The 18,784-nt window shown below is 71.9% G+C and carries 17 protein-coding genes; 7 read left to right on the top strand and 10 right to left on the bottom strand.

Going from position 1 to position 18,784, the window contains the following annotated elements:
- Nucleotides 1–28 precede the first annotated feature (28 nt).
- A complete protein-coding gene (locus O7631_RS16140) occupies nucleotides 29–685 on the top strand; it encodes a TetR/AcrR family transcriptional regulator (protein WP_278144956.1) in 657 nt (218 codons plus the stop codon).
- Between the two features lie 273 nt (nucleotides 686–958).
- Here O7631_RS16140 and O7631_RS16135 read toward each other — a convergent pair whose 3' ends face one another.
- The 7 genes from O7631_RS16135 to pgsA form a co-directional block, all read right to left on the bottom strand.
- The gene (locus O7631_RS16135) at nucleotides 959–1,711 is read right to left on the bottom strand and encodes a YebC/PmpR family DNA-binding transcriptional regulator (RefSeq protein WP_145783932.1); all 753 of its coding nucleotides are present in this window, start codon (nucleotides 1,709–1,711) and stop codon (nucleotides 959–961) included.
- Between the two features lie 259 nt (nucleotides 1,712–1,970).
- Nucleotides 1,971–2,573 (bottom strand): pyridoxal 5'-phosphate synthase glutaminase subunit PdxT, encoded by a 603-nt coding sequence (pdxT, locus tag O7631_RS16130; RefSeq protein WP_278144955.1) that lies wholly within the window; start codon nucleotides 2,571–2,573, stop codon nucleotides 1,971–1,973.
- 7 nt (nucleotides 2,574–2,580) lie between these two features.
- On the bottom strand, nucleotides 2,581–3,498 hold the full coding sequence (gene pdxS, locus O7631_RS16125; RefSeq protein ID WP_145783934.1) for a pyridoxal 5'-phosphate synthase lyase subunit PdxS: 918 nt from the start codon (nucleotides 3,496–3,498) through the stop codon (nucleotides 2,581–2,583).
- Nucleotides 3,499–3,634: 136 nt separating this feature from the next.
- Nucleotides 3,635–4,138, bottom strand: a complete 504-nt coding sequence (locus O7631_RS16120; RefSeq protein WP_145783937.1) for a hypothetical protein — start codon at nucleotides 4,136–4,138, stop codon at nucleotides 3,635–3,637.
- 81 nt (nucleotides 4,139–4,219) lie between these two features.
- The gene (locus O7631_RS16115; RefSeq protein ID WP_278144954.1) at nucleotides 4,220–5,380 is read right to left on the bottom strand and encodes a glycosyltransferase family 4 protein; all 1,161 of its coding nucleotides are present in this window, start codon (nucleotides 5,378–5,380) and stop codon (nucleotides 4,220–4,222) included.
- Nucleotides 5,381–5,440: 60 nt separating this feature from the next.
- Complete coding sequence (locus O7631_RS16110) at nucleotides 5,441–6,373, bottom strand: phosphatidylinositol mannoside acyltransferase (RefSeq protein WP_278144953.1); 933 nt, start codon at nucleotides 6,371–6,373, stop codon at nucleotides 5,441–5,443.
- A 43-nt stretch (nucleotides 6,374–6,416) separates the two neighbouring features.
- Entirely contained in the window at nucleotides 6,417–7,046 is a 630-nt protein-coding gene (gene pgsA, locus O7631_RS16105) for a phosphatidylinositol phosphate synthase (protein ID WP_145783942.1), read from the bottom strand.
- A gap of 251 nt (nucleotides 7,047–7,297) precedes the next feature.
- On the opposite strand from pgsA, the gene O7631_RS16100 reads away from it, so the two are divergent.
- Entirely contained in the window at nucleotides 7,298–9,454 is a 2,157-nt protein-coding gene (locus O7631_RS16100; RefSeq protein WP_278144952.1) for an elongation factor G-like protein EF-G2, read from the top strand.
- A gap of 560 nt (nucleotides 9,455–10,014) precedes the next feature.
- Here the strand turns inward: O7631_RS16100 and O7631_RS16095 are convergent.
- Complete coding sequence (locus O7631_RS16095) at nucleotides 10,015–11,073, bottom strand: aldo/keto reductase (protein WP_278144951.1); 1,059 nt, start codon at nucleotides 11,071–11,073, stop codon at nucleotides 10,015–10,017.
- 85 nt (nucleotides 11,074–11,158) lie between these two features.
- On the opposite strand from O7631_RS16095, the gene O7631_RS16090 reads away from it, so the two are divergent.
- Nucleotides 11,159–11,653, top strand: a complete 495-nt coding sequence (locus tag O7631_RS16090) for a hypothetical protein (RefSeq protein ID WP_278144950.1) — start codon at nucleotides 11,159–11,161, stop codon at nucleotides 11,651–11,653.
- A 34-nt stretch (nucleotides 11,654–11,687) separates the two neighbouring features.
- Here O7631_RS16090 and O7631_RS16085 read toward each other — a convergent pair whose 3' ends face one another.
- Nucleotides 11,688–12,200 (bottom strand): HIT domain-containing protein, encoded by a 513-nt coding sequence (locus tag O7631_RS16085; RefSeq protein ID WP_278147953.1) that lies wholly within the window; start codon nucleotides 12,198–12,200, stop codon nucleotides 11,688–11,690.
- A gap of 178 nt (nucleotides 12,201–12,378) precedes the next feature.
- Here O7631_RS16085 and O7631_RS16080 point away from each other — a divergent pair, with 178 nt between their 5' ends.
- A complete protein-coding gene (locus tag O7631_RS16080) occupies nucleotides 12,379–13,107 on the top strand; it encodes a D-Ala-D-Ala carboxypeptidase family metallohydrolase (RefSeq protein WP_278144949.1) in 729 nt (242 codons plus the stop codon).
- Between the two features lie 44 nt (nucleotides 13,108–13,151).
- Here the strand turns inward: O7631_RS16080 and thrS are convergent, their stop codons facing one another.
- Nucleotides 13,152–15,161, bottom strand: coding sequence for a threonine--tRNA ligase (gene thrS / locus O7631_RS16075; RefSeq protein ID WP_278144948.1), 2,010 nt, complete (start codon nucleotides 15,159–15,161; stop codon nucleotides 13,152–13,154).
- A gap of 188 nt (nucleotides 15,162–15,349) precedes the next feature.
- On the opposite strand from thrS, the gene O7631_RS16070 reads away from it, so the two are divergent.
- From O7631_RS16070 to O7631_RS16060, 3 genes are all read left to right on the top strand, one after another.
- Nucleotides 15,350–16,309, top strand: coding sequence for a DUF1775 domain-containing protein (locus O7631_RS16070; protein ID WP_278144946.1), 960 nt, complete (start codon nucleotides 15,350–15,352; stop codon nucleotides 16,307–16,309).
- Between the two features lie 228 nt (nucleotides 16,310–16,537).
- Nucleotides 16,538–17,227 carry a response regulator transcription factor gene (locus tag O7631_RS16065; protein WP_088990407.1) on the top strand — a complete coding sequence of 230 codons (690 nt, stop codon included), beginning with the start codon at nucleotides 16,538–16,540 and terminating at the stop codon, nucleotides 17,225–17,227.
- A 29-nt stretch (nucleotides 17,228–17,256) separates the two neighbouring features.
- Nucleotides 17,257–18,657 (top strand): HAMP domain-containing sensor histidine kinase, encoded by a 1,401-nt coding sequence (locus O7631_RS16060; protein ID WP_278144945.1) that lies wholly within the window; start codon nucleotides 17,257–17,259, stop codon nucleotides 18,655–18,657.
- Nucleotides 18,658–18,784: the final 127 nt, after the last annotated feature.

The raw sequence follows: 18,784 nt of genomic DNA, 5'->3' as shown, positions 1-18,784 counted from the left end.
GTAGCGCTATATGAGCTACCATATCAACATGCAGAACGCACGGGATCGACTCCTGCTCGCCGCGGCGGAGTTGTTGCAGGCCGGCGGCACGGTGTCCACGCGGGCGGTGTGCGAACGCGCCGGAGTGCAGGCCCCCACGCTGTACCACCACTTCGGCAGCAAGCAGGGCCTGATCGACGCCGTGGTCAACCACGGCTTCACCCAGTACACAGCGGTCGAGAGCTCTGGAGACCCGCTGAACGACCTGCGCGAGGGCTGGGACAGACACGTGCGGTTCGGGCTGGAGCACCCGTCGTTCTACGGGCTGCTCTACGGCCGCGTCGAGCCGGGGAAGCCCTGCGCGGTCACCGCTCCCGCGCACGCCGCGTTACGCGAGCGGTTCACCGGCGCCGCCGCCCAGGGCCTGCTCACGGTGCCCGCGGACGACGCCGCCGAACAGGTGCTCGCCGCCAACGTCGGCATCACGCTCACCCTGATCAGCCAGCCGGAGCCGGATTTCGGGCTGTCCGTGCGCGTCCGGGAGGCCGCGCTGGCCGGAGTCCTGCACACGCCCTCCACCGACGCCCCCGCGACCCGCGCGAGCGCCGCGCTGACGTTGCGTGCGCTGGTCGGCAACGACCCGGGCGACCTCACCCCTGGCGAACAGGCGCTGCTCGGCGAACTGCTGGAACGCCTCGCCCGGTAGTGGCTGTGGCGAAGTCGGTCATAGCCACTGGTTGATCGCGGCGAGGCGCACGGAAGCCCTGACACTCATGGATGTCAGGGCTTCTCGGTGATCAGCGTGCGGGGTTGATCGACTCGGTTTCGCCGACGGTGGGGTATCCCCGGGCTCGGATACCGCGATGTCGCCGACCTGGTGTGGATCATGGCGGGTGGTTGGTCGTACCAAAGCGGAGGGGGCCGTCAGCGGCCCCCTCCGTTGCGGTTTGGCGCCCGCCACGTTTGCGGGCTGTCGCCCTCAGGCGTCGACGGCCGCCATCACGTCGTCGCTGACGTCGAAGTTCGCGTAGACGTTCTGCACGTCGTCGCAGTCTTCGAGCACGTCGATCAGCTTGAAGACCTTGCGCGCGCCCTCCTCGTCCAGCGGAATGTTCATGCTGGGGATGAGGGAGGACTCGGCCGACTCGTACTCGATGCCGGCGTCCTGCAGGGCGGTGCGGACCGCGATCAGGTCGGTCGGCTCGGACACCACCTCGTACGCCTCACCGAGGTCGTTGACCTCCTCGGCGCCGGCGTCGAGGACGGCCATCATCACGTCGTCCTCGCTGGTGCCCTCCTTGGGCACGATCACCACGCCCTTGCGGGAGAACATGTACGACACCGAGCCGGCGTCGGCCAGCGAGCCGCCGTTGCGGGTCAGCGCGGTGCGCACCTCGGTGGCCGCCCGGTTGCGGTTGTCGGTGAGGCACTCGATCAGCATCGCGACGCCGTTCGGGCCGTACCCCTCGTACATGATCGTCTGCCAGTCCGCGCCGCCGGCCTCCAGGCCGGAGCCGCGCTTGACGGCGCGGTCGATGTTGTCGTTCGGCACCGAGCTCTTCTTCGCCTTCTGGATCGCGTCGAAGAGAGTCGGGTTACCAGAGGGGTCGCCGCCACCCGTGCGCGCGGCCACCTCGACGTTCTTGATCAGCTTGGCGAACATCTTGCCGCGCTTGGCGTCGATGACGGCCTTCTTGTGCTTGGTCGTCGCCCACTTTGAGTGGCCGGACATCTTCTACCTCCGTCTGTCATTCCACGCCTGCATCGACTGCCGCACCGACGACGCGCCGCATCGGGCGGTCCGGCGGCCGGTCGGCTCCGCGGGAATGCCGCGCCGGGCGACGGCCCTGCCGAACCGCGGCAATCTTACCGAGGTCACACCCGGGCGTGTCACATCCGGCACCCGCCGGGGTGCCGCCGGTGACCCTCTGGACAACCAGCCGGGGCCGCAGAACATGCCCCGCCGGTCCGAGGGCGACCCGCCCGACCGCTCAGGCGGCCCGCACCAAATCCACGAAGTACGCGTGCACCCGCAGGTCACCTGTCAACTCCGGATGGAACGAGGTGGCCAACAGGTTGCCCTGCCGGACCGCCACGATCCGGTCGGCGGCCGGTCCACCGGTCACCGTGCCGATCACCTCGACACCGGCACCGACCCGCTCGACCCAGGGCGCCCGGATGAAGACCGCGTGGAACGGCTCCCCCGGCACCCCGGTGATCTCCACCGGGGCCTCGAACGAGTCGACCTGCCGACCGAACGCGTTGCGCCGCACTGTCATGTCGATGCCGGCGAAGCCCCGCTGGTCGGGTCGGCCGTCCAGCACCGCCGCGGCCAGCATGATCATGCCGGCGCAGGAACCGTAGACCGGCATGCCGTCGGCGATCCGCTTGTCGATCGGCTCGCGCATCTCGAAGATGTCGGTGAGCTTGCTGATGGTGGTGGACTCGCCCCCGGGAACCACCAGGCCGTCGACCGCGTCCAGCTCCGCCGGACGGCGCACCGGGCGGGCGTCCGCGCCCGCCGCGGCCAGCGCCGCGACGTGCTCGCGGACGTCCCCCTGGAGAGCGAGAACACCGATCACGGGTACGGTCATCCGCCGGTCACCAGCCCCGCTCGGCCAGGCGGTGCGGCTGCGGGATCTCGTCGACGTTGATGCCGACCATGGCCTCGCCGAGACCACGGGAGACCTTCGCCAGCACGTCCGGGTCGTCGTGGAAGGTGGTGGCCTTGACGATCGCGGCGGCCCGCTGGGCCGGGTTGCCGGCCTTGAAGATGCCCGAGCCGACGAACACACCCTCCGCACCGAGCTGCATCATCATCGCGGCGTCGGCCGGAGTGGCGATCCCACCGGCGGTGAACAGCACCACCGGCAGCTTGCCGCTCTCGGCGACCTCCTTGACCAGCTCGTACGGGGCCTGCAGCTCCTTGGCCGCGACGTACAGCTCGTCGGCCGGCAGCGAGGACAGCCGACGGATCTCCTGGCGGATCTTCCGCATGTGGGTGGTGGCGTTGGAGACGTCGCCGGTGCCGGCCTCGCCCTTGGAGCGGATCATGGCCGCGCCCTCGGTGATCCGGCGCAGCGCCTCGCCCAGGTTGGTCGCGCCACAGACGAAGGGCACCGTGAAGGCCCACTTGTCGATGTGGTTCGCGTAGTCGGCCGGGGTCAGCACCTCGGACTCGTCGACGTAGTCCACGCCGAGCGACTGGAGGATCTGCGCCTCCACGAAGTGGCCGATGCGGGCCTTGGCCATCACCGGGATGGAGACCGCCTCGATGATCCCGTCGATCATGTCGGGGTCACTCATCCGGGACACCCCGCCCTGCGCGCGGATGTCGGCGGGCACCCGCTCCAGTGCCATCACCGCGACGGCGCCGGCGTCCTCAGCGATCTTGGCCTGCTCGGCGTTGACCACATCCATGATCACGCCGCCCTTCAGCATCTCGGCCATGCCACGCTTCACGCGGGCCGAGCCGACGACGGGGGCGGTACCGGTGTTCGAGGCGGTGTTTTCGGGCACGGGTCATCGCTCCTTGGACGGACTCTGGGGGTGGCAGCAAAAATGCTACGTGCGGTGCAACGCCGCACCGACAGCCAATCAGACCCCCGGTGGCCTGCCCTGTGGCCCTGATCACCGGCCGTGCGCGACCTCCCGGTCAGGTGGCGGGGACGTCCGCGGGCACTGTCAGGGTCGGGTCGTCGATGTCGAAGTAGCGCGGCCACTCCCGGCCCCGCCCCATCCGCAACAACCGCACCAGTGGCCGGCTGCGCGCCGAGCGGGCGTCCCGGACCAGATCCGTGTGCACCTGCCGGGACAGCGCCAGGCGGCGACTGGCCGCGATGACCGCCCCGCAGTCCGGATCGTCCGGATCCAACTGGACGGCACGCAACTGCCGGGTCAGGTCGTTCTCCGCCGCCTCACGCTCGTCCGGGCCGGCGTCCAGGGCGATCCGGGCCGCCGCGTACAGCTCGACGCCGAAACGCCGCTCAGCCAGCACCGCGGCCGCGGCCGCCCGGCGCAGCAGGTGGGCGTCGAGGGCCCGGGCCGCCAGCTCCGCGCGGCCCTGCAACCTGTCGACCCGACCGGCCGTCCAGATGAGGTACGCCGCGACCAGCCCCACGACCACGCTCGCGGCCACCACCCACCACATGTGCGGCATCGTAGTGCTGCTCCGTTTCAGCTCCGATTGGGTGCGGTCAGGCCTGTCGACCGGTTACCGCGACACCGTCAGTCCCAGCGGTCAGCCCAGCCCCACCCATTCCTGGTCGATCACCCGGCCGTCGGTTGCTTCGATCGCCGCTGCGTATACCTCCAGAACACGGCGGGCAACCACCGGCCAGTCGAAATTCGCCACGACCTGATCCCCGCAGGCGGTCAACGTCGTCCGCGCGGAGGGGTCGTCCAACAGCTCGGTCAGCGCGTCGCGCAGCCCCACCGGGTCGCCGGTGGGAAAGAGCCGACCGGCGCGCCCACCGTCGAGCACCCGCCGGAACGCGTCGAGGTCGCTGGCGACAACTGTCGTACCCGCGGCCAGTGCCTCGGTGAGGATCATGCCGAACGACTCGCCACCGGTGTTGGGCGCCACGTAGAGGTGGACGCTCCGCAGCATGCGCGCCTTGTCCGGTTCGGTGACCAGGCCGAGGAACGTGACGCGCTCACGCAGATCGGCCGGGAACTGGTCGTACAGGTCGTCGGGGTCGCCGGGGCCGGCGACGAGCAACCGCAACCCGGGCCGGGTGGCGGCCAGCGCCACGAACGCGTCACGCAGCACCGGGAAGCCCTTGCGCGCCTCGGTGAACCGGCCCAGGAACCCCAGCGTGCCGCCCGTGCCCGGGCCGCACTCCCCCGGCCAGCCCGGCAACGGCTCGGCGTCGGCGAACTTGGCCACCGCCACCCCGTTGGGGATCTCCACGGCGCCGCCGTCCATGTGCTCCACCTGCACCTTGCGGGCCAACGCGCTGACCGCGATCCGGGCGGTGATCCGTTCCAACACGATCTGGAGGACACCCTGCGCCGCCGCCAACACCCGGGAACGGGTCATCGCGGTGTGGAACGTGGCCACCACAGGGCCCCGCGCGGACAGCACGGCCAGCAGCGACAGGCTCAGGGTGAGCGGCTCGTGCACGTGCAGCACGTCGAAGTCGCCGTTGGTGATCCAGCGCCGGACCCGGGCGGTCGAGACCGGGCCGAACGCGATCCGGGCCACCGAACCGTTGTACGGCAGCGGCACGGCACGGCCGGCGGACACCACGTACGGCGGCAGCGGCGAATCCTCGTCGGCCGGGGCGAGCACGCTGACCTCGTGACCGAGGGCGATCAACGCCTCGGCGAGGTCCATCACGTGGTTCTGCACACCGCCGGGGACGTCGAAGGAGTACGGGCACACGATGCCGATCCGCATGCGTCAGCGCCCCCTGTCCGTGGTCGTGGGACACCATCCCACCGTGCCCACCTCCACCCCCTACGCCGGACCGGAGGCTGACGAGGGCGGCGCCGCGCCGTCCCCCGCCGTCCGCTGGTCCAGCCACATCCGCTGCAACATGTGCCAGTCTTCCGGATGCCGGGCGATACCCGCCGCCAGACGGTCGGCGATCAGCTGGGTCAGCGACCGGACCCGCGCGTCCAGAGGCCCCACCTCGGGCCCCGGCACCGGCAGTGGGCCGGCGAGCGAAGCGCAGGCCGCGTCGGGTTCGTACCACATCGAGGCCACGTAGAGCGGCGCTCCGGTGTGCAGGGCGAGCAGCGCGGGCCCGGCGGGCATCCGGGTCTTCCCGCCGAAGAAGTCCACCTCCACACCACGGGCGGACAGGTCCCGGTCGGCCAGCAGCGGCACCACCGCACCGGCGCGTAACCGGTCCAGCAGCACGTCGAACGCCGGACGCGGCCCGCCGTGGGTCGGCAGGATCTCCATCCCCAGGCTCTCCCGGAAGGCGATGAAGCGCTTGTAGACGCCCTCCGGCTTGAGTCGCTCCATGACCGTGGTGATCGGCCAACCGGTGGCCGCCACCCAGGCGCCCGCGGCGTCCCAGTTGCCGGCGTGCGGCAACGCCACCACGGCGCCCCGGCCCGCGGCCACGTCGGCGGCGAGCAGCTCGGCACCGTCGAGCCGGAAGCCGGAGAGGATCTGCGTCCGGCTCAACGACGGCAGCCGGAACGCCTCCATCCAGTACCGGGCGTAGGAGCGCAGCCCTCGCTTGACGAGATCGTCCAGCTCGGCGTCGGGCAGCTCCGGGCCGACCACCCGGCGCAGGTTCGCGCGCAGTCGGTCCGTACCCCCGCCGCCGCGTCGGTGGGCGCGGTCCGCGCCCGCCCGGAACGCCGTGGCGACCAGCGGCCGGGGTAGCGCACGGACCACCCGCCAGCCGGCGACGTAGCCCAGCTCGGTGAGGTTCACGCGGCCCGGCCGCCGGTCGTCCGGCGCCGCGTCACCGCGCCGCTCACGCCTGGCCGTCCGGCTGGAGCTGCTGGGCCTGGCGGTAGACGTGCGCCATCCGCTGCCCCACCGTGAAGATCGACACGGCGGCGAGCAGCCAGAGCGCGATCTCCAGCGCCGGATCGACACCGACGCCGGTGAGGATTCCGCCGACGCCAACGATCAGCAGCCGCTCGGTGCGCTCGGCGATGCCCACGTTGCAGGTCATGCCGAGACCCTCGGCGCGGGCCTTGACGTAGGAGACCAGGCTCCCGGCGGCCAGGCAGACCAGCGCGGCGGCCACCCCGGAGTAGTTGTCCTGGGTGGCCAGCCAGTACGCGACCGCGCCGAAGACGGCGCTGTCGGCGACCCGGTCCATGCTCGAATCGAGGAACGCGCCGAACCTGGTGGAGCCACCGCTCATCCGGGCCATCGTCCCGTCGAGCAGGTCGGTGAGCGCGAACAGGGTGACGATCAACGCGCCCGCGACCAGATGGCCGCGGGCACCGAAGCCGAGCGCGCCGACGAGCACACCAACGGTGCCCGCGACGGTGACGGCATTGGGGGTGACGCCCGCGCGCAGGAGGGCACGGGCAATCGGCTCGACGACGCGGGTCATCCCCGCGCGGGCCGACACTTGGAAGATCTTCGCCATGGCGGTCCCCACGATAACGGTCCGCCCAGCTCCGCCGATACGGCCGGTCCCGCCGACGCGCCTGCGAGAGGCTTGTGCCTACCCGGCAACGGGTGTGAGATCGAGCCAGGGGGTGAGCCAGCTCACCCATCCACCCGTCCCGTTCCCGCTGTGCAGCAGACCACCGGAGGATATCGCCGCGCTCTCGCCCCGGGCCGCTTCCACCTCGCGCGGCGGTCGCCACCCACCACCGGCTGAGGGAGGTGCGCCCGATGGCGCAGAAAAACCAGGAGAAGGGCTCTACCGGCGGCACGCCGGTCATGACCGAGCCCGAGCGGGTCCGCAACGTGGTGCTCGTCGGGCACTCCGGAGCGGGCAAGACGACACTTGTCGAGGCCCTGCTCGCGGCGACGGGCACGATCGGCCGGGCCGGCTCCGTGGTCGACGGCACCACGGTCGGCGACCACGACCCCGCGGCCGTGCGCCAACAACGCTCGGTCAGCCTGTCCTGCGCACCCCTGCTGCACGACGGCATCAAGGTCAACCTCCTGGACACCCCCGGCTACGCCGACTTCGTGGGCGAGCTGCGGGCCGGGCTACGGGCCGCCGACGCCGCGCTCTTCGTCGTCTCGGCGGCGGGCGGCATGGACGCCGCCACCGTCGCCCTGTGGGAGGAGTGCGCCGCCGTCGACATGCCCCGCGCGGTCGCGGTGGCCCGACTGGACCAGCCCCGCGCCGACGTCGACGAGACCGTCGCGCTCTGCCAGCGCCTCTTCGGCGACAACGTGATGCCGCTCTACCTGCCGATGCTCGGCGACGACGGCGTGTCCACCGAGGGTCTGCTCGGCCTGATCACCCGTCGGGTCTTCGACTACAGCGCCGGGTTGCCCGCCGACGTCCGCGATCCCGACCCGGAGCACCAGCGGGCCATCGACGAGTCCCGCGACGAGCTGATCGAGGGGATCATCGCCGAGAGCGAGGACGAGACCCTGATGGACCGCTACCTCGACGGCGAGGACATCAGCGACGAGGTGCTCATCGACGACCTGGAGAAGGCCGTCGCCCGGGGTCACTTCTACCCGGTGGTGCCGGTCTGCGCGCAGACCGGCGTCGGGCTGGACGTGCTGCTGGAGGTGTTGACCGCCGCGTTCCCGTCGCCGCTGGAGCACGAGCTGCCGGCGGTGACCGGCGTGGACGGCTCGCCCCGGCTGCCGTTGACCTGCGACCCGGCCGGGCCGCTCGTGGCCGAGGTCGTCAAGACCACCGTCGACCGCCACGTCGGCCGGGTCTCGCTGGTCCGGGTCTTCTCCGGCACCCTGCGCCCCGACCAGACGGTGCACGTCTCCGGTCACGGCATGGCCGAACGCGGGCACCCCGACCACGACGCCGACGAGCGGGTCGGGCACATCTACACCCCGCTGGGCGCGACCCTCCGCGAGGTGCCGCTCTGTGTGGCCGGCGACCTCTGCGCGATCACCAAGTCGGGCAGCGCGGAGACCGGCGACACCATCTCGGCCAAGACCGACCCGCTGCTGATCGCCCCCTGGGAGATGCCGGAACCGCTGCTGCCGGTGGCGATCGTCGCCCACAGCCGCGCCGACGAGGACGCCCTGGCCCGTAACCTCGCCCGCCTCGTCGCGGGCGACCCCACGCTGCGCCTGGAACGCAACCCGGAGACCCACCAGCTGGTCCTCTGGTGCATGGGCGAGGCGCACGCCGACGTGGTGCTCGACCGGCTGCGCTCCGGCGGCGTCGAACTGGACACCGAGCCGGTCAAGGTGTCGCTGCGCGAGACCCTGACGGTGCCGGCGAAGGGGCACGGTCGGCACGTCAAGCAGTCCGGTGGCCACGGCCAGTACGCGGTCTGCGACATCGAGGTCGAACCCCTGCCCCCGGGCAGCGGTTTCGAGTTCGTCGACCGGGTCGTCGGCGGCGCGGTGCCGCACAACTACATCCCCTCGGTGGAGAAGGGCGTCCGCGCCCAGCTCGAACGTGGCCTGGTCGCCGGGCACCCGGTGGTGGACCTGCGGGTGACCCTGGTCGACGGCAAGGCGCACAGCGTCGACTCCTCCGACGCGGCCTTCCAGACCGCCGGCGCGCTGGCCCTGCGCGACGCCGCCGACCGTGGCCAGCCGGCACTGCTGGAGCCGATCGACGAGGTCACCATCCGGGTGCCCGACGGTTCGGTGGGCACGGTGATGGGCGACCTGTCCGGCCGACGGGGCCGTGTGCTCGGCACCGAGCCCGACCCCGACACCGACGGCCGCACGATCGTGCGCGCCGAGGTGCCGGCCACCGAGTTGCTGCGGTACGCCGTCGAGCTGCGCTCGATGACGGCCGGCACCGGCACCTTCCGCCGTCACTTCGTCCGCCACGACCCGATGCCAGCCCACCTGGCCGACCAGATCCGTAAAGAACACATCACCTGACCCAACCCGCCCGCCCGGCTCGCGCCTGCCCGGCTCGCGCCTGCCCGCCCGGCTCGTCTCGCATGATCGACAAGGTCACCGGGGCGGGAGGCGGGCGGGGCCGGGCGGATGGGTCCGCCATGGTCGCGTCCTGTAGAGCTGCCCCAGATGTGGGGCGCAGCTACCTCCCGCTGCGTGCCGACCAAGGCGCCGCCGCCAACGCGCCCTCAGCGCGGCGACAACGCACCCTCAGCGCGGGCGACAACGCACCCTCAGCGCGCGGCGACAACCCACACTCAGCGCGCGGCGACAACCCACCCTCAGCGCGGCGACAACGCACCCTCAGCGCGGCGACAACGCACCCGACGCCCGAGTGCGCAGCGGCCGCCCCAGAAATGGGGCAGCTCTACAGGGGTCGGCACCGACATCGGTCTACAGGGGCCGGCACCGACATCGGGGGTGGCACGAACCCCGACCCGCGACGCCATCCGCGCCTCGGGTTCGGAACGTGGGCAGGCCTGACCCGCCGGGAGCGTGGCCCCGCCCCGCGGGACGGACCCGACCGGGTCAGAAACGCTGCGTCAGGGGTGCACGGTGGGGTGGGTGGGCGGGGGCCAGTGGGGGCGGTCGGCGTCGCGTAGCGCCGCCGTGCGCAGCGCCGCCAACTGGCGCTCGACCTCGACGAACTGGTCCGGCGGCAGCGGGCCCCGGTGCAGGGCGGCGGCGTTCTCCTCGACCTGGGCGACCGTACGGCAGCCGGGGATCGGGATGGTGCGGCCGCTGCGGGCCCAGATCCAGCCCAACGCGCCCTGGGCGAGGGTGCGCCCGTCGGCGGTGAGCGCCGCACGAACCGCACCCACCCGACGGAGCCACTCCGGCGCGGGCCGGCCACCGCGGAACCACTCCAACCAACCGGGGGTCAACCCGCGTACGTCGTCGTGGGGCAGGATCGACCCGGCCGAGTACTTGCCGGTGAGCAGCCCCATGCCCAGTGGACCCCGGTTGACGCTGGCCAGGTCGTACTTGTCGCAGACGGCGAGCAGCTCCGGGGCGTCCCGCAGAACGGACAGGGTGTGCTGCACAGCGGTGGCCCCGGCGGCGGCGTGCCCGAACGCGGTGGCCCGGTCGGGACGGTCGGTGCTCCATCCGTACGCGCGGATCAGGCCCTCGGCGACCAGGTCCTCACAGCCGCCGATCAGCGCCTGCGCGCGCGGCACCGACAGGTCGGCGAGGTGCAGCTGGTAGAGGTCGATCCGATCGGTGCCGAGCCGGCGCAGCGAGTCGGTCACGGCGGTGCGCAGGTACGCGGGCGACGCGTCCTCACCGGTGGCCTGTCGGCTCGCCTCGTCGAAGGTGTAACCCCACTTGGTGGCGATCACGGCCTCGTCCCGGCGGCCGGCGAGCGCCCGGCCGAGCACCCGCTCACTGTGCCCGGCGCCGTACGTGTCGGCGGTGTCGAAGAGAGTGACACCCAGGTCGAGGGCGCGACGGACCGTCCGCACCGACTCGTCGTCGTCGACGGCGCCCCAGCCCAGCGGTTGGGTGCCCTCAGCCCACGGGCCACCGATCGCCCAGCACCCCATACCGAGGGCGCTGACCTCGATACCGCTGCGTCCCAACGTCCGTGTCGTGACTGCCATCGGCCGATCGTGCCACCTCCACGGGTCGGGGCGTAGCAGATCCGGCGGCCGGAATCGTGGGTGCGAGCCGACCGACCGTTGCGGCATGATCACCCGCATGCGGAGGCTGGGTGTGGACATCGGCGGCGTGATCATCGAGCCGGCCGACGGGGACGCCGACACCTCCTTCTTCGGCGCGCACTACCTGCGTACACCTGTGGTCCACGGGGCGTTCGACGCGCTCGCGGCGCTCGGCCCGGCGTTCGACGAGGTGCACCTGGTGTCCAAGTGCGGGGAGGCCACCGAGCGCCGCACCCGGGAGTGGCTGGCCCACCACGACTTCGCGGCGCGCACCGGGATCCCGGTCGAGCGGCTGCACTTCTGCCGTACCCGTCCAGACAAGGCGCCGATCGCCGAGCGCCTCGGGCTGACCCACTTCGTGGACGACAAGCTGGAGGTGCTCGGCTACCTGACGTCGGTGCCGCACCGCTTCCTGTTCCGGCCCCGCCCGGCGGAGGTCGCCGCTCGCGCGGCGCTGCTGCCGCTCGTACACCGGGTGGAGAGCTGGCCGGAGCTGACCTCGCTGCTGCGCGCCGACTAGCCCGACCGGCGCCGGCCTGGCGTGGCGCCGACGGTCAGGACGGCCAGGCGCGGGCGAGCAGGTCGCGGGTGTCGTGCAGCAGTTGCGGCAGGACCTTGGTGCGGCCGATCACCGGCATGAAGTTCGCGTCGCCGCCCCAGCGGGGCACCACGTGCTGGTGCAGGTGCGCGGCGATGCCCGCGCCGGCCACCCCGCCCTGGTTCATGCCCAGGTTGAAGCCGTGCGCGTTGCTCACCTTGCGGATGACCCGCATGGCGGTCTGGGTGTACGACGCCAGCTCGGTGGTCTCCGGCACGTCCAGGTCGGTGTAGTCGGCGACGTGCCGGTAGGGGCAGACCAGCAGGTGCCCTGGGTTGTACGGATAGAGGTTGAGCACCACGAAGACGTGCTCGCCACGGGCCACCACCAGGCTCTCCTCCGGCGGCAACCGGGGGGCCCGGCAGAACGGACAACCGGTCGGCTTCTCGTAGCCCTCGGCCGGGCGGTCCTCGCCGGAGATGTAGGTCATCCGGTGCGGCGTCCAGAGCCGCTCCAGGCCGTCCGCCATGCCGCCGATGTCCGTGTGCCGTTCCGCCCCTGTCACGAGTCGATCCTACGGAGCCCCGCAGGCGTGCCGCGACACCTGCACGACGGGAAAACGTCACCCTGCAAGTTCTTGACGGATCAACAGCAAAACATGAAGATTCCATGCATCCAGAAACTTCCATGCATTGATGGAGGGTTACATGATTCGACGGCTCGGCCGGCTCCTCGCGGCACTCGCCCTGACCGCCGCCACCACAGTGGCCGGCGTCACCCTCACCACCGGCGCCGCCCAGGCGGACGGCTGCTACACCTGGGGTCGCACCCTGTCCCAGGGGGCGTCCGGTGAGGACGTCCGGCAACTCCAGATCCGCGTCGCCGGCTACCCCGGTTACGGCGCGGTGCTCGGCCTCGACGGCGCGTTCGGCCCGGCCACCCGGTCGGCGGTGATCCGCTTCCAGCAGGCGTACGGACTGCCCGCGGACGGAATCGCCGGCCCGCAGACCTTCAACCGGCTCTACGCCCTCCAGGACGACGACTGCACACCGGCCAACTTCAGCTACCCCGAGCTGAACAAGTGCAACAGCGACTGGTCCGGCGGTGCGGTCTCGGCGAGCACCGCCCGCGCCAACGCGCTCGTCTCGATGTGGAAGCTCCAGGCCATGCGGCACGCCCTCGGTGACGTGTCGATCTCGATCAGCAGCAGCTTCCGCAGCTACGCCTGCAACAGCGCGGTCGGCGGCGCGTCGAACAGTCGACACCTCTACGGCGACGGGGTCGACCTGGTCGGGTCGCCGTCGTTCTGTCGGCTGGCCCAGCAGGCCCGCTACCACGGCTTCGGGCAGATCCTCGGCCCCGGCTACCCGGACCACAACGACCACACCCACGTCGCGGCCGTCGGCGGCTGGTCAGCCCCAAGCTGCGGCATCTGACGACGGTGCGTGCCCGGCCGGTCGGCCGGGCACGCACCGGGGCGTCATTCTGCGGCGGCCGAGGGGCCGATGTTGGTGCGGGAGCTGACCACGTCCAGGACGTGAGTCACCGCCTCGGCGACCGGCACACCGTTGCGCTGGGAGCCGTCGCGGTAGCGGAAGGAGACCGTCCCGGCCGCCACGTCGTCGTCACCGGCGATCACCATGAACGGAATCTTCTGCTGCTGCGCCGTACGGATCTTCTTCTGCATCCGGTCGTCACCCGCGTCCACCTGGGCGCGGATCCCCTCGGCACGCAGCGCCGCGACGAAGCCGTGCAGGTAGTCGGTGTGGTCCTCACGGATCGGGATGCCCACCACCTGCACCGGCGCCAGCCAGGCCGGGAACGCCCCCGCGTAGTGCTCGGTGAGCACCCCGAAGAACCGCTCGATCGACCCGAACAACGCCCGGTGGATCATGACGGGCCGCTGGCGGCTGCCGTCGGCGGCCTGGTACTCCAACCCGAAGCGCTCCGGCTGGTTGAAGTCGACCTGGATGGTGGACATCTGCCAGGTCCGGCCGATCGCGTCCCGCGCCTGCACGGAGATCTTCGGCCCGTAGAACGCCGCGCCGCCCGGGTCGGGCACCAGGTCCAGGCCGGAGGTCGCGGCGGCGGTCCGCAGCGCCTCGGTGGCCTCCTCCCAGTCCTCGTCCGCGCCGATGAACTTGGGCGAGTCGTCCCGGGTCGACAGCTCCAGGTAGAAGTCGTCCAGCCCGTAGTCACGCAGCAGGTCCAGCACGAAGCTGAGCAGCGTGGACAGCTCACCGGCCATCTGCTCGCGGGTGCAGTAGATGTGCGAGTCGTCCTGGGTCAGGCCCCGGACCCGGGTCAGGCCGTGCACGACACCGGACTTCTCGTACCGGTAGACGGTGCCGAACTCGAACATCCGCAGCGGCAGCTCCCGGTACGACCGCCCGCGCCCCCTGAAGATCAGGTTGTGCATCGGGCAGTTCATCGCCTTGAGGTAGTAGTCCGCGCCCTCCAGCTGCATGGGCGGGAACATGGTGTCCGCGTAGTACGGCAGGTGACCGGAGGTCTGGAACAGCTGCGCCTTGGTGATGTGCGGAGTGTTGACGAACTCGTACCCCGCCTGCTCGTGCCGCTGCCGCGAGTAGTGCTCCATCTCCCGGCGGATGATGCCGCCCTTCGGGTGGAAGACCGCCAGGCCGGAGCCGATCTCGTCGGGGAAGCTGAACAGGTCGAGGTCCGCGCCGAGCTTGCGGTGGTCGCGCCGGGCGGCCTCCTCCAGCAACTTGAGGTACGCCTTGAGCTCGTCCCGGGTCGGCCACGCGGTGCCGTACACCCGCTGCAGTTGGGGGTTCCTCTCCGACCCGCGCCAGTAGGCGGCGGCGGAACGCATCAACTTGAACGCGCCGATCAGGCGGGTGGTCGGCAGGTGCGGGCCCCGGCACAGGTCCGACCAGCAGACCTTGTCCTCCTTGGCGTCGAGGTTGTCGTAGATGGTCAGCTCGCCGCCGCCCACCTCCATGACCTCGTCGGTGTCCAGGCCCTCGCCCTTGACCTCGATCAACTCCAGCTTGAACGGCTCGTCGGCCAGCTCGGCGCGCGCCTCGTCCAGGCTGCCGAAGCGGCGACGGCGGAACCGCTGCCCGGACTTGATGATCTCCTGCATGCGCTTCTCGAGCTTGCTGAGGTCATCGGGCTGGAACGGCTTGTCGACGTCGAAGTCGTAGTAGAAGCCGTTCTCGATGGGCGGGCCGATGCCCAGCTTGGCCTCGGGGAAGACGTCCTGCACGGCCTGGGCGAGGACGTGCGCGGTGGAGTGGCGCAGCACGTTGAGCCCGTCCGGCGAGTCAAGGCTGACCGGCTCGACGACGGTCTCCTCGGCCGGCGACCAGTCCAGGTCACGCAGCTGACCCTGCGGGTCGCGGACCACGACGATCGCCTTGGGGCCGTTCGCGGGCAGTCCGGCCGCGGCCACCGCGTCGGCCGCCGTCGTCCCGGCGGCGACGACGACGGGGTCGGCCACGGCGGGGGTACGGGGTGCGGACACGGTGACTCCTCCAAGCGGTACGAAACGGTGCCGATCCTCGGCTCCTGCCGATGCTATCGGTCCACCCTCCCGGGGTCCGGAAGGGCACCTTCCTGCCGGCCACGTTGAACCTTTCGCCCTCCGCGGCCGAACTACCAGGTGTGGCCGGAAACCGGTGCCGGCCGCACGAACACGGATGGGGGCACGAGATGGCGAGCACGCACGGCGGCGAGCGCCGACGGCGGATCGCGGCGGTGACCGCGCTGACCGCCGCCGGGCTGCTGTTCTGGCCCAGCGCGGCGTCCGCGGCGGACGTGACGACCACCCCGACCGAGGCTCGGCAGGGCGACGCCGTACGCCTCGAATTCACCGTGCCGGAGGATCGAGCCGGCACGAAGACGAACCAGATCGAGGTCCGGTTGCCGGCCGACGCGCCGATCGCCGAGGTCTACCCGATGTCGGTGGACGGGTGGGCGCCCCGGCTCAGCTCCCGCACCCTGGACAAGCCGCTGGCCGGAATCCACTCCTCCGGGGTGAGCACTGTGACCACGGCGGTGACCTGGGTCCGGGTCGGCGAGAGCGGGTCCGGGCCGGCCCGGCTGGCGCTGTCCATGGGCCCGATGCCGCAGGCGGAGCGGCTCACCTTCGAGGTCGTCCAGACGTACGCCGACGGCACCGTGGTCCGGTGGGCGGACGCGACGGGCGCGCACCGCGCCCCGGTGCTGACCCTGCTGCCGGCGGCCCCGGGCGCTGCCGGACCGGCCGCACACGGCGGCGGCCACGGCGTACCGGCCCCCGGCGCGCCGGCCGGCCCGGGCAACGGTGCCGACGACGACCCGGCCGCTCGTGCCGGCGGTGCCGGCGAGGAGTCGGGCAGCGCCGACGGGATGCTGGCCGCCGGCCTGCTCGCCGGGCTCGGTGGCGGTGCGGCGATCGGCTGGCTCGTCAGCCGGTGGCGCCGACGCGGCCCGGCCGAGCCCCTGACGCTCGCCGAGGCGACCGGGAAGGCGGACCAACCCCCGACCCTCGCCGAAGTGACCGGTCGCCGCACCGACGAACCCGCGACGCCGGCCGAACCCGCAGCCCCGACCGAAGCCGCAGCGCCGGCCGAACCCGCAGCCCCGACCGAAGGCGCGACGCCGGCCGAGCCGGTGCCCGCTTCTCGTTGATCGACTCGGGTTTCCGGAAACCGCGGCATCCCGGTCGCGAGGACGGCCCGACTTCCGGAGACCCGAGGCGATCACGCCCAGGACAGACCCTGGGCGGCCGGGCGGGCGCGGCGTCACAGCGTCAGTCGGGCATCGACGAACAGCGTGAACGACATCGTCGTACCAGCTGGCTCGCCCCTCGGGTACGCCGCAACGCGATCAACTTGCCAGGCCAAGTACGGTCTTGTCGTGGCCTCCGTGCTCCTGGTCGAAGACGATCACGTCGTACGCGGCGCGATGCTGCGGTCCCTCACCGATCGTGGGCATGCCGTGCACGCCGTGGGTACGGCGTTGGACGCGCTGCGTCGGGTCGCCGCGGAGACACCCGACCTGGTGGTACTGGACCTGGGCCTGCCCGACCTGGACGGCTCGGACGCGCTGCGGATGCTGCGGGGCATCACCGACGTTCCGATCATCATCGCCACCGCCCGCGACGACGAGCAGTCCGTGGTGAAGCTGCTCCGCGCGGGCGCGGACGACTACATGGTCAAGCCGTTCACGGGGGCGCACCTGGACGCGCGGATCACCACAGTGCTGCGCCGGGCCGGGCGGGCCAGCCGGACGGTGCAGCCGGCGGTGCACAGCGTCGGTGGGCTCCGGGTGGACGTGGGCGAGCGCAGTGCCCTGCTCGACGGGGAGCCACTGGCGCTGACCCGTAAGGAATTCGACCTGCTGGCGTATCTCGCCGCGCGACCTGGGCGGGTAGTGTCCCGCCGGGAACTCTTGGAGGAGGTATGGCGGCAGCCATCGGTCGGCGAGGACCAGACAATCGACGTGCACCTGTACTGGCTTCGCAGAAAGATGGGCGAGTCCGCGGCGAAGCCGCGCTACCTGCGCACCGTGCGGGGGGTCGGATTCCGGTTGGTGGCACCGGACTGAGGACGGCGCTGGCCCTGCTCACGGCCGGCATGTGCAGTCTCGTCGCGCTCGCCTTCCTGATCCCGCTCGGGCTCAGCCTGCGCGAGCAGAGCCGGGACGAGGCGATCGCCGACGCGGCCCGGCGCAGTGCGCTGGTGACCGGCGCGCTGGCGGTGAGCACGGACCCGGCGGCCGTCGAGCGTGCCGTGGTGGCCAGCGCCGAGGGGTCCGACTTCCCGCCGGTGGTGCACGGGTTGGGGTTGGACGAGTCCGCTGGTCGGGCCGGCGGCAGCGACCTGGACCAGGCGCGAGCCGACCGACGGTCGTCGGTCGTCGACGTCGACGGTGGTGTGGTGCGACTCGACCCGGTGGTCCTCGGTGACCGGACGGCGGTGGTCGAGGTGTTCCTCCCGGACTCGTCGTTGGGCGAGGGCGGCGGCACCTGGATGCTGCTGTTCGCGGTCGGCGCGGCGATGGCCGGGGCAGCGGTGCTGGTGGTCGACCGGGTCGCCGCCCGCGCGGTGGACTCGACCCGGGGTCTGGTCAAGGCCGCGCTGTCCATCGGCGACGGCGACCTGGGGGTACGGGTCGAGCCGACCGGTCCCCGTGAACTGGCCGAGGCCGGGTACGCCTTCAACCGGATGGCCGACCGGCTCGACGCGGCCCGCACCGACGAGCGGGAGCTGGTGGCCGATCTGTCGCATCGTCTGCGTACCCCGTTGACGGTGCTGCGGTTGGACGCGGAGGCGTTGGAGTCCGACGACACCAGCGTGGGTTCGTTCAGCCCGGCGGAGTTGGACCGGCTCCGTGGCATCCGACGGATCCGGCAGGCGATCGTCACCCTGGAGGGTGAGATCGACGTGCTGATCAAGACCACCCGCAAGGCGGTGGCGCACGAGGCCGGGCCGGCGATGTGCGACGTCAGCGAGGTGGTCCGGGACCGGATGGTGTTCTGGGCGGCGCTGGCCGGTGACCAGAACCGGCCGCACCGGGTGAACGGCGCGCAGTTGCGCATCCCCGCCCCGGTGCCACGGGCCGAACTGGCCGCCGCGCTGGACGCGGTGATCGGCAACGTCTTCCGTTACACACCGCAGGGCACCGCGTTCGAGGTGGCCGTGTCGCGGCGGGACGGTTACGTGGCGATCCGGGTCGACGACGCCGGACCCGGCATCGCCAACCCGGACCGGGCGCTGCGCCGGGGGGCCAGCGACCAGGGTTCGACCGGGCTCGGTCTGGACATCGCGAAGCGGGTGGCGTTGCAGGCCAACGGCTCGGTGAGCATCGACCGCGCCCGGCTGGGCGGGGCCAGCGTGGTGATGCTGCTGGCCGACCCGGAGGCGACGCCCCGTCAGGTCAGTCGGTTCGGTCTGGTGGGTCGGATGGCGCGTGACGCCCGGGACACGAAGGCCACCGGCCGGCGCTGGCCGCGCCAGCGCCCGACCGACGAGTGACAGTGCCGACCCGGGTTGTGCCCCGGTGCAAGTCTTCCTTAGATCGCGGTTAACGACCGAGCCGCAACGGTTGTGGGCTGACAGGATCAGTGCAGGAACCCAACAGTTTCACCGGTCGAGCGCACCA

Source organism: Micromonospora sp. WMMD967, from assembly GCF_029626165.1.
Lineage (GTDB): Bacteria > Actinomycetota > Actinomycetes > Mycobacteriales > Micromonosporaceae > Micromonospora > Micromonospora taraxaci.
Note: the sequence above shows the minus strand (reverse complement) of the source record. Positions and strands in the feature narration are given on the sequence as shown.

Coding starts and splice junctions, on each gene's coding strand:
- O7631_RS16140 (WP_278144956.1), top strand. CDS start 29: ATGCAGAACGCACGGGATCGACTCCTGCTCGCCGCGGCGGAGTTGTTG.
- O7631_RS16120 (WP_145783937.1), bottom strand. CDS start 4,138: ATGCCGCACATGTGGTGGGTGGTGGCCGCGAGCGTGGTCGTGGGGCTG.
- O7631_RS16070 (WP_278144946.1), top strand. CDS start 15,350: ATGGCGAGCACGCACGGCGGCGAGCGCCGACGGCGGATCGCGGCGGTG.
- O7631_RS16060 (WP_278144945.1), top strand. CDS start 17,257: ATGTGCAGTCTCGTCGCGCTCGCCTTCCTGATCCCGCTCGGGCTCAGC.
- O7631_RS16080 (WP_278144949.1), top strand. CDS start 12,379: ATGATTCGACGGCTCGGCCGGCTCCTCGCGGCACTCGCCCTGACCGCC.
- O7631_RS16085 (WP_278147953.1), bottom strand. CDS start 12,200: ATGGCGGACGGCCTGGAGCGGCTCTGGACGCCGCACCGGATGACCTAC.
- O7631_RS16100 (WP_278144952.1), top strand. CDS start 7,298: ATGGCGCAGAAAAACCAGGAGAAGGGCTCTACCGGCGGCACGCCGGTC.
- O7631_RS16095 (WP_278144951.1), bottom strand. CDS start 11,073: ATGGCAGTCACGACACGGACGTTGGGACGCAGCGGTATCGAGGTCAGC.
- O7631_RS16135 (WP_145783932.1), bottom strand. CDS start 1,711: ATGTCCGGCCACTCAAAGTGGGCGACGACCAAGCACAAGAAGGCCGTC.
- pgsA (WP_145783942.1), bottom strand. CDS start 7,046: ATGGCGAAGATCTTCCAAGTGTCGGCCCGCGCGGGGATGACCCGCGTC.
- O7631_RS16090 (WP_278144950.1), top strand. CDS start 11,159: ATGATCACCCGCATGCGGAGGCTGGGTGTGGACATCGGCGGCGTGATC.
- O7631_RS16115 (WP_278144954.1), bottom strand. CDS start 5,380: ATGCGGATCGGCATCGTGTGCCCGTACTCCTTCGACGTCCCCGGCGGT.
- pdxT (WP_278144955.1), bottom strand. CDS start 2,573: ATGACCGTACCCGTGATCGGTGTTCTCGCTCTCCAGGGGGACGTCCGC.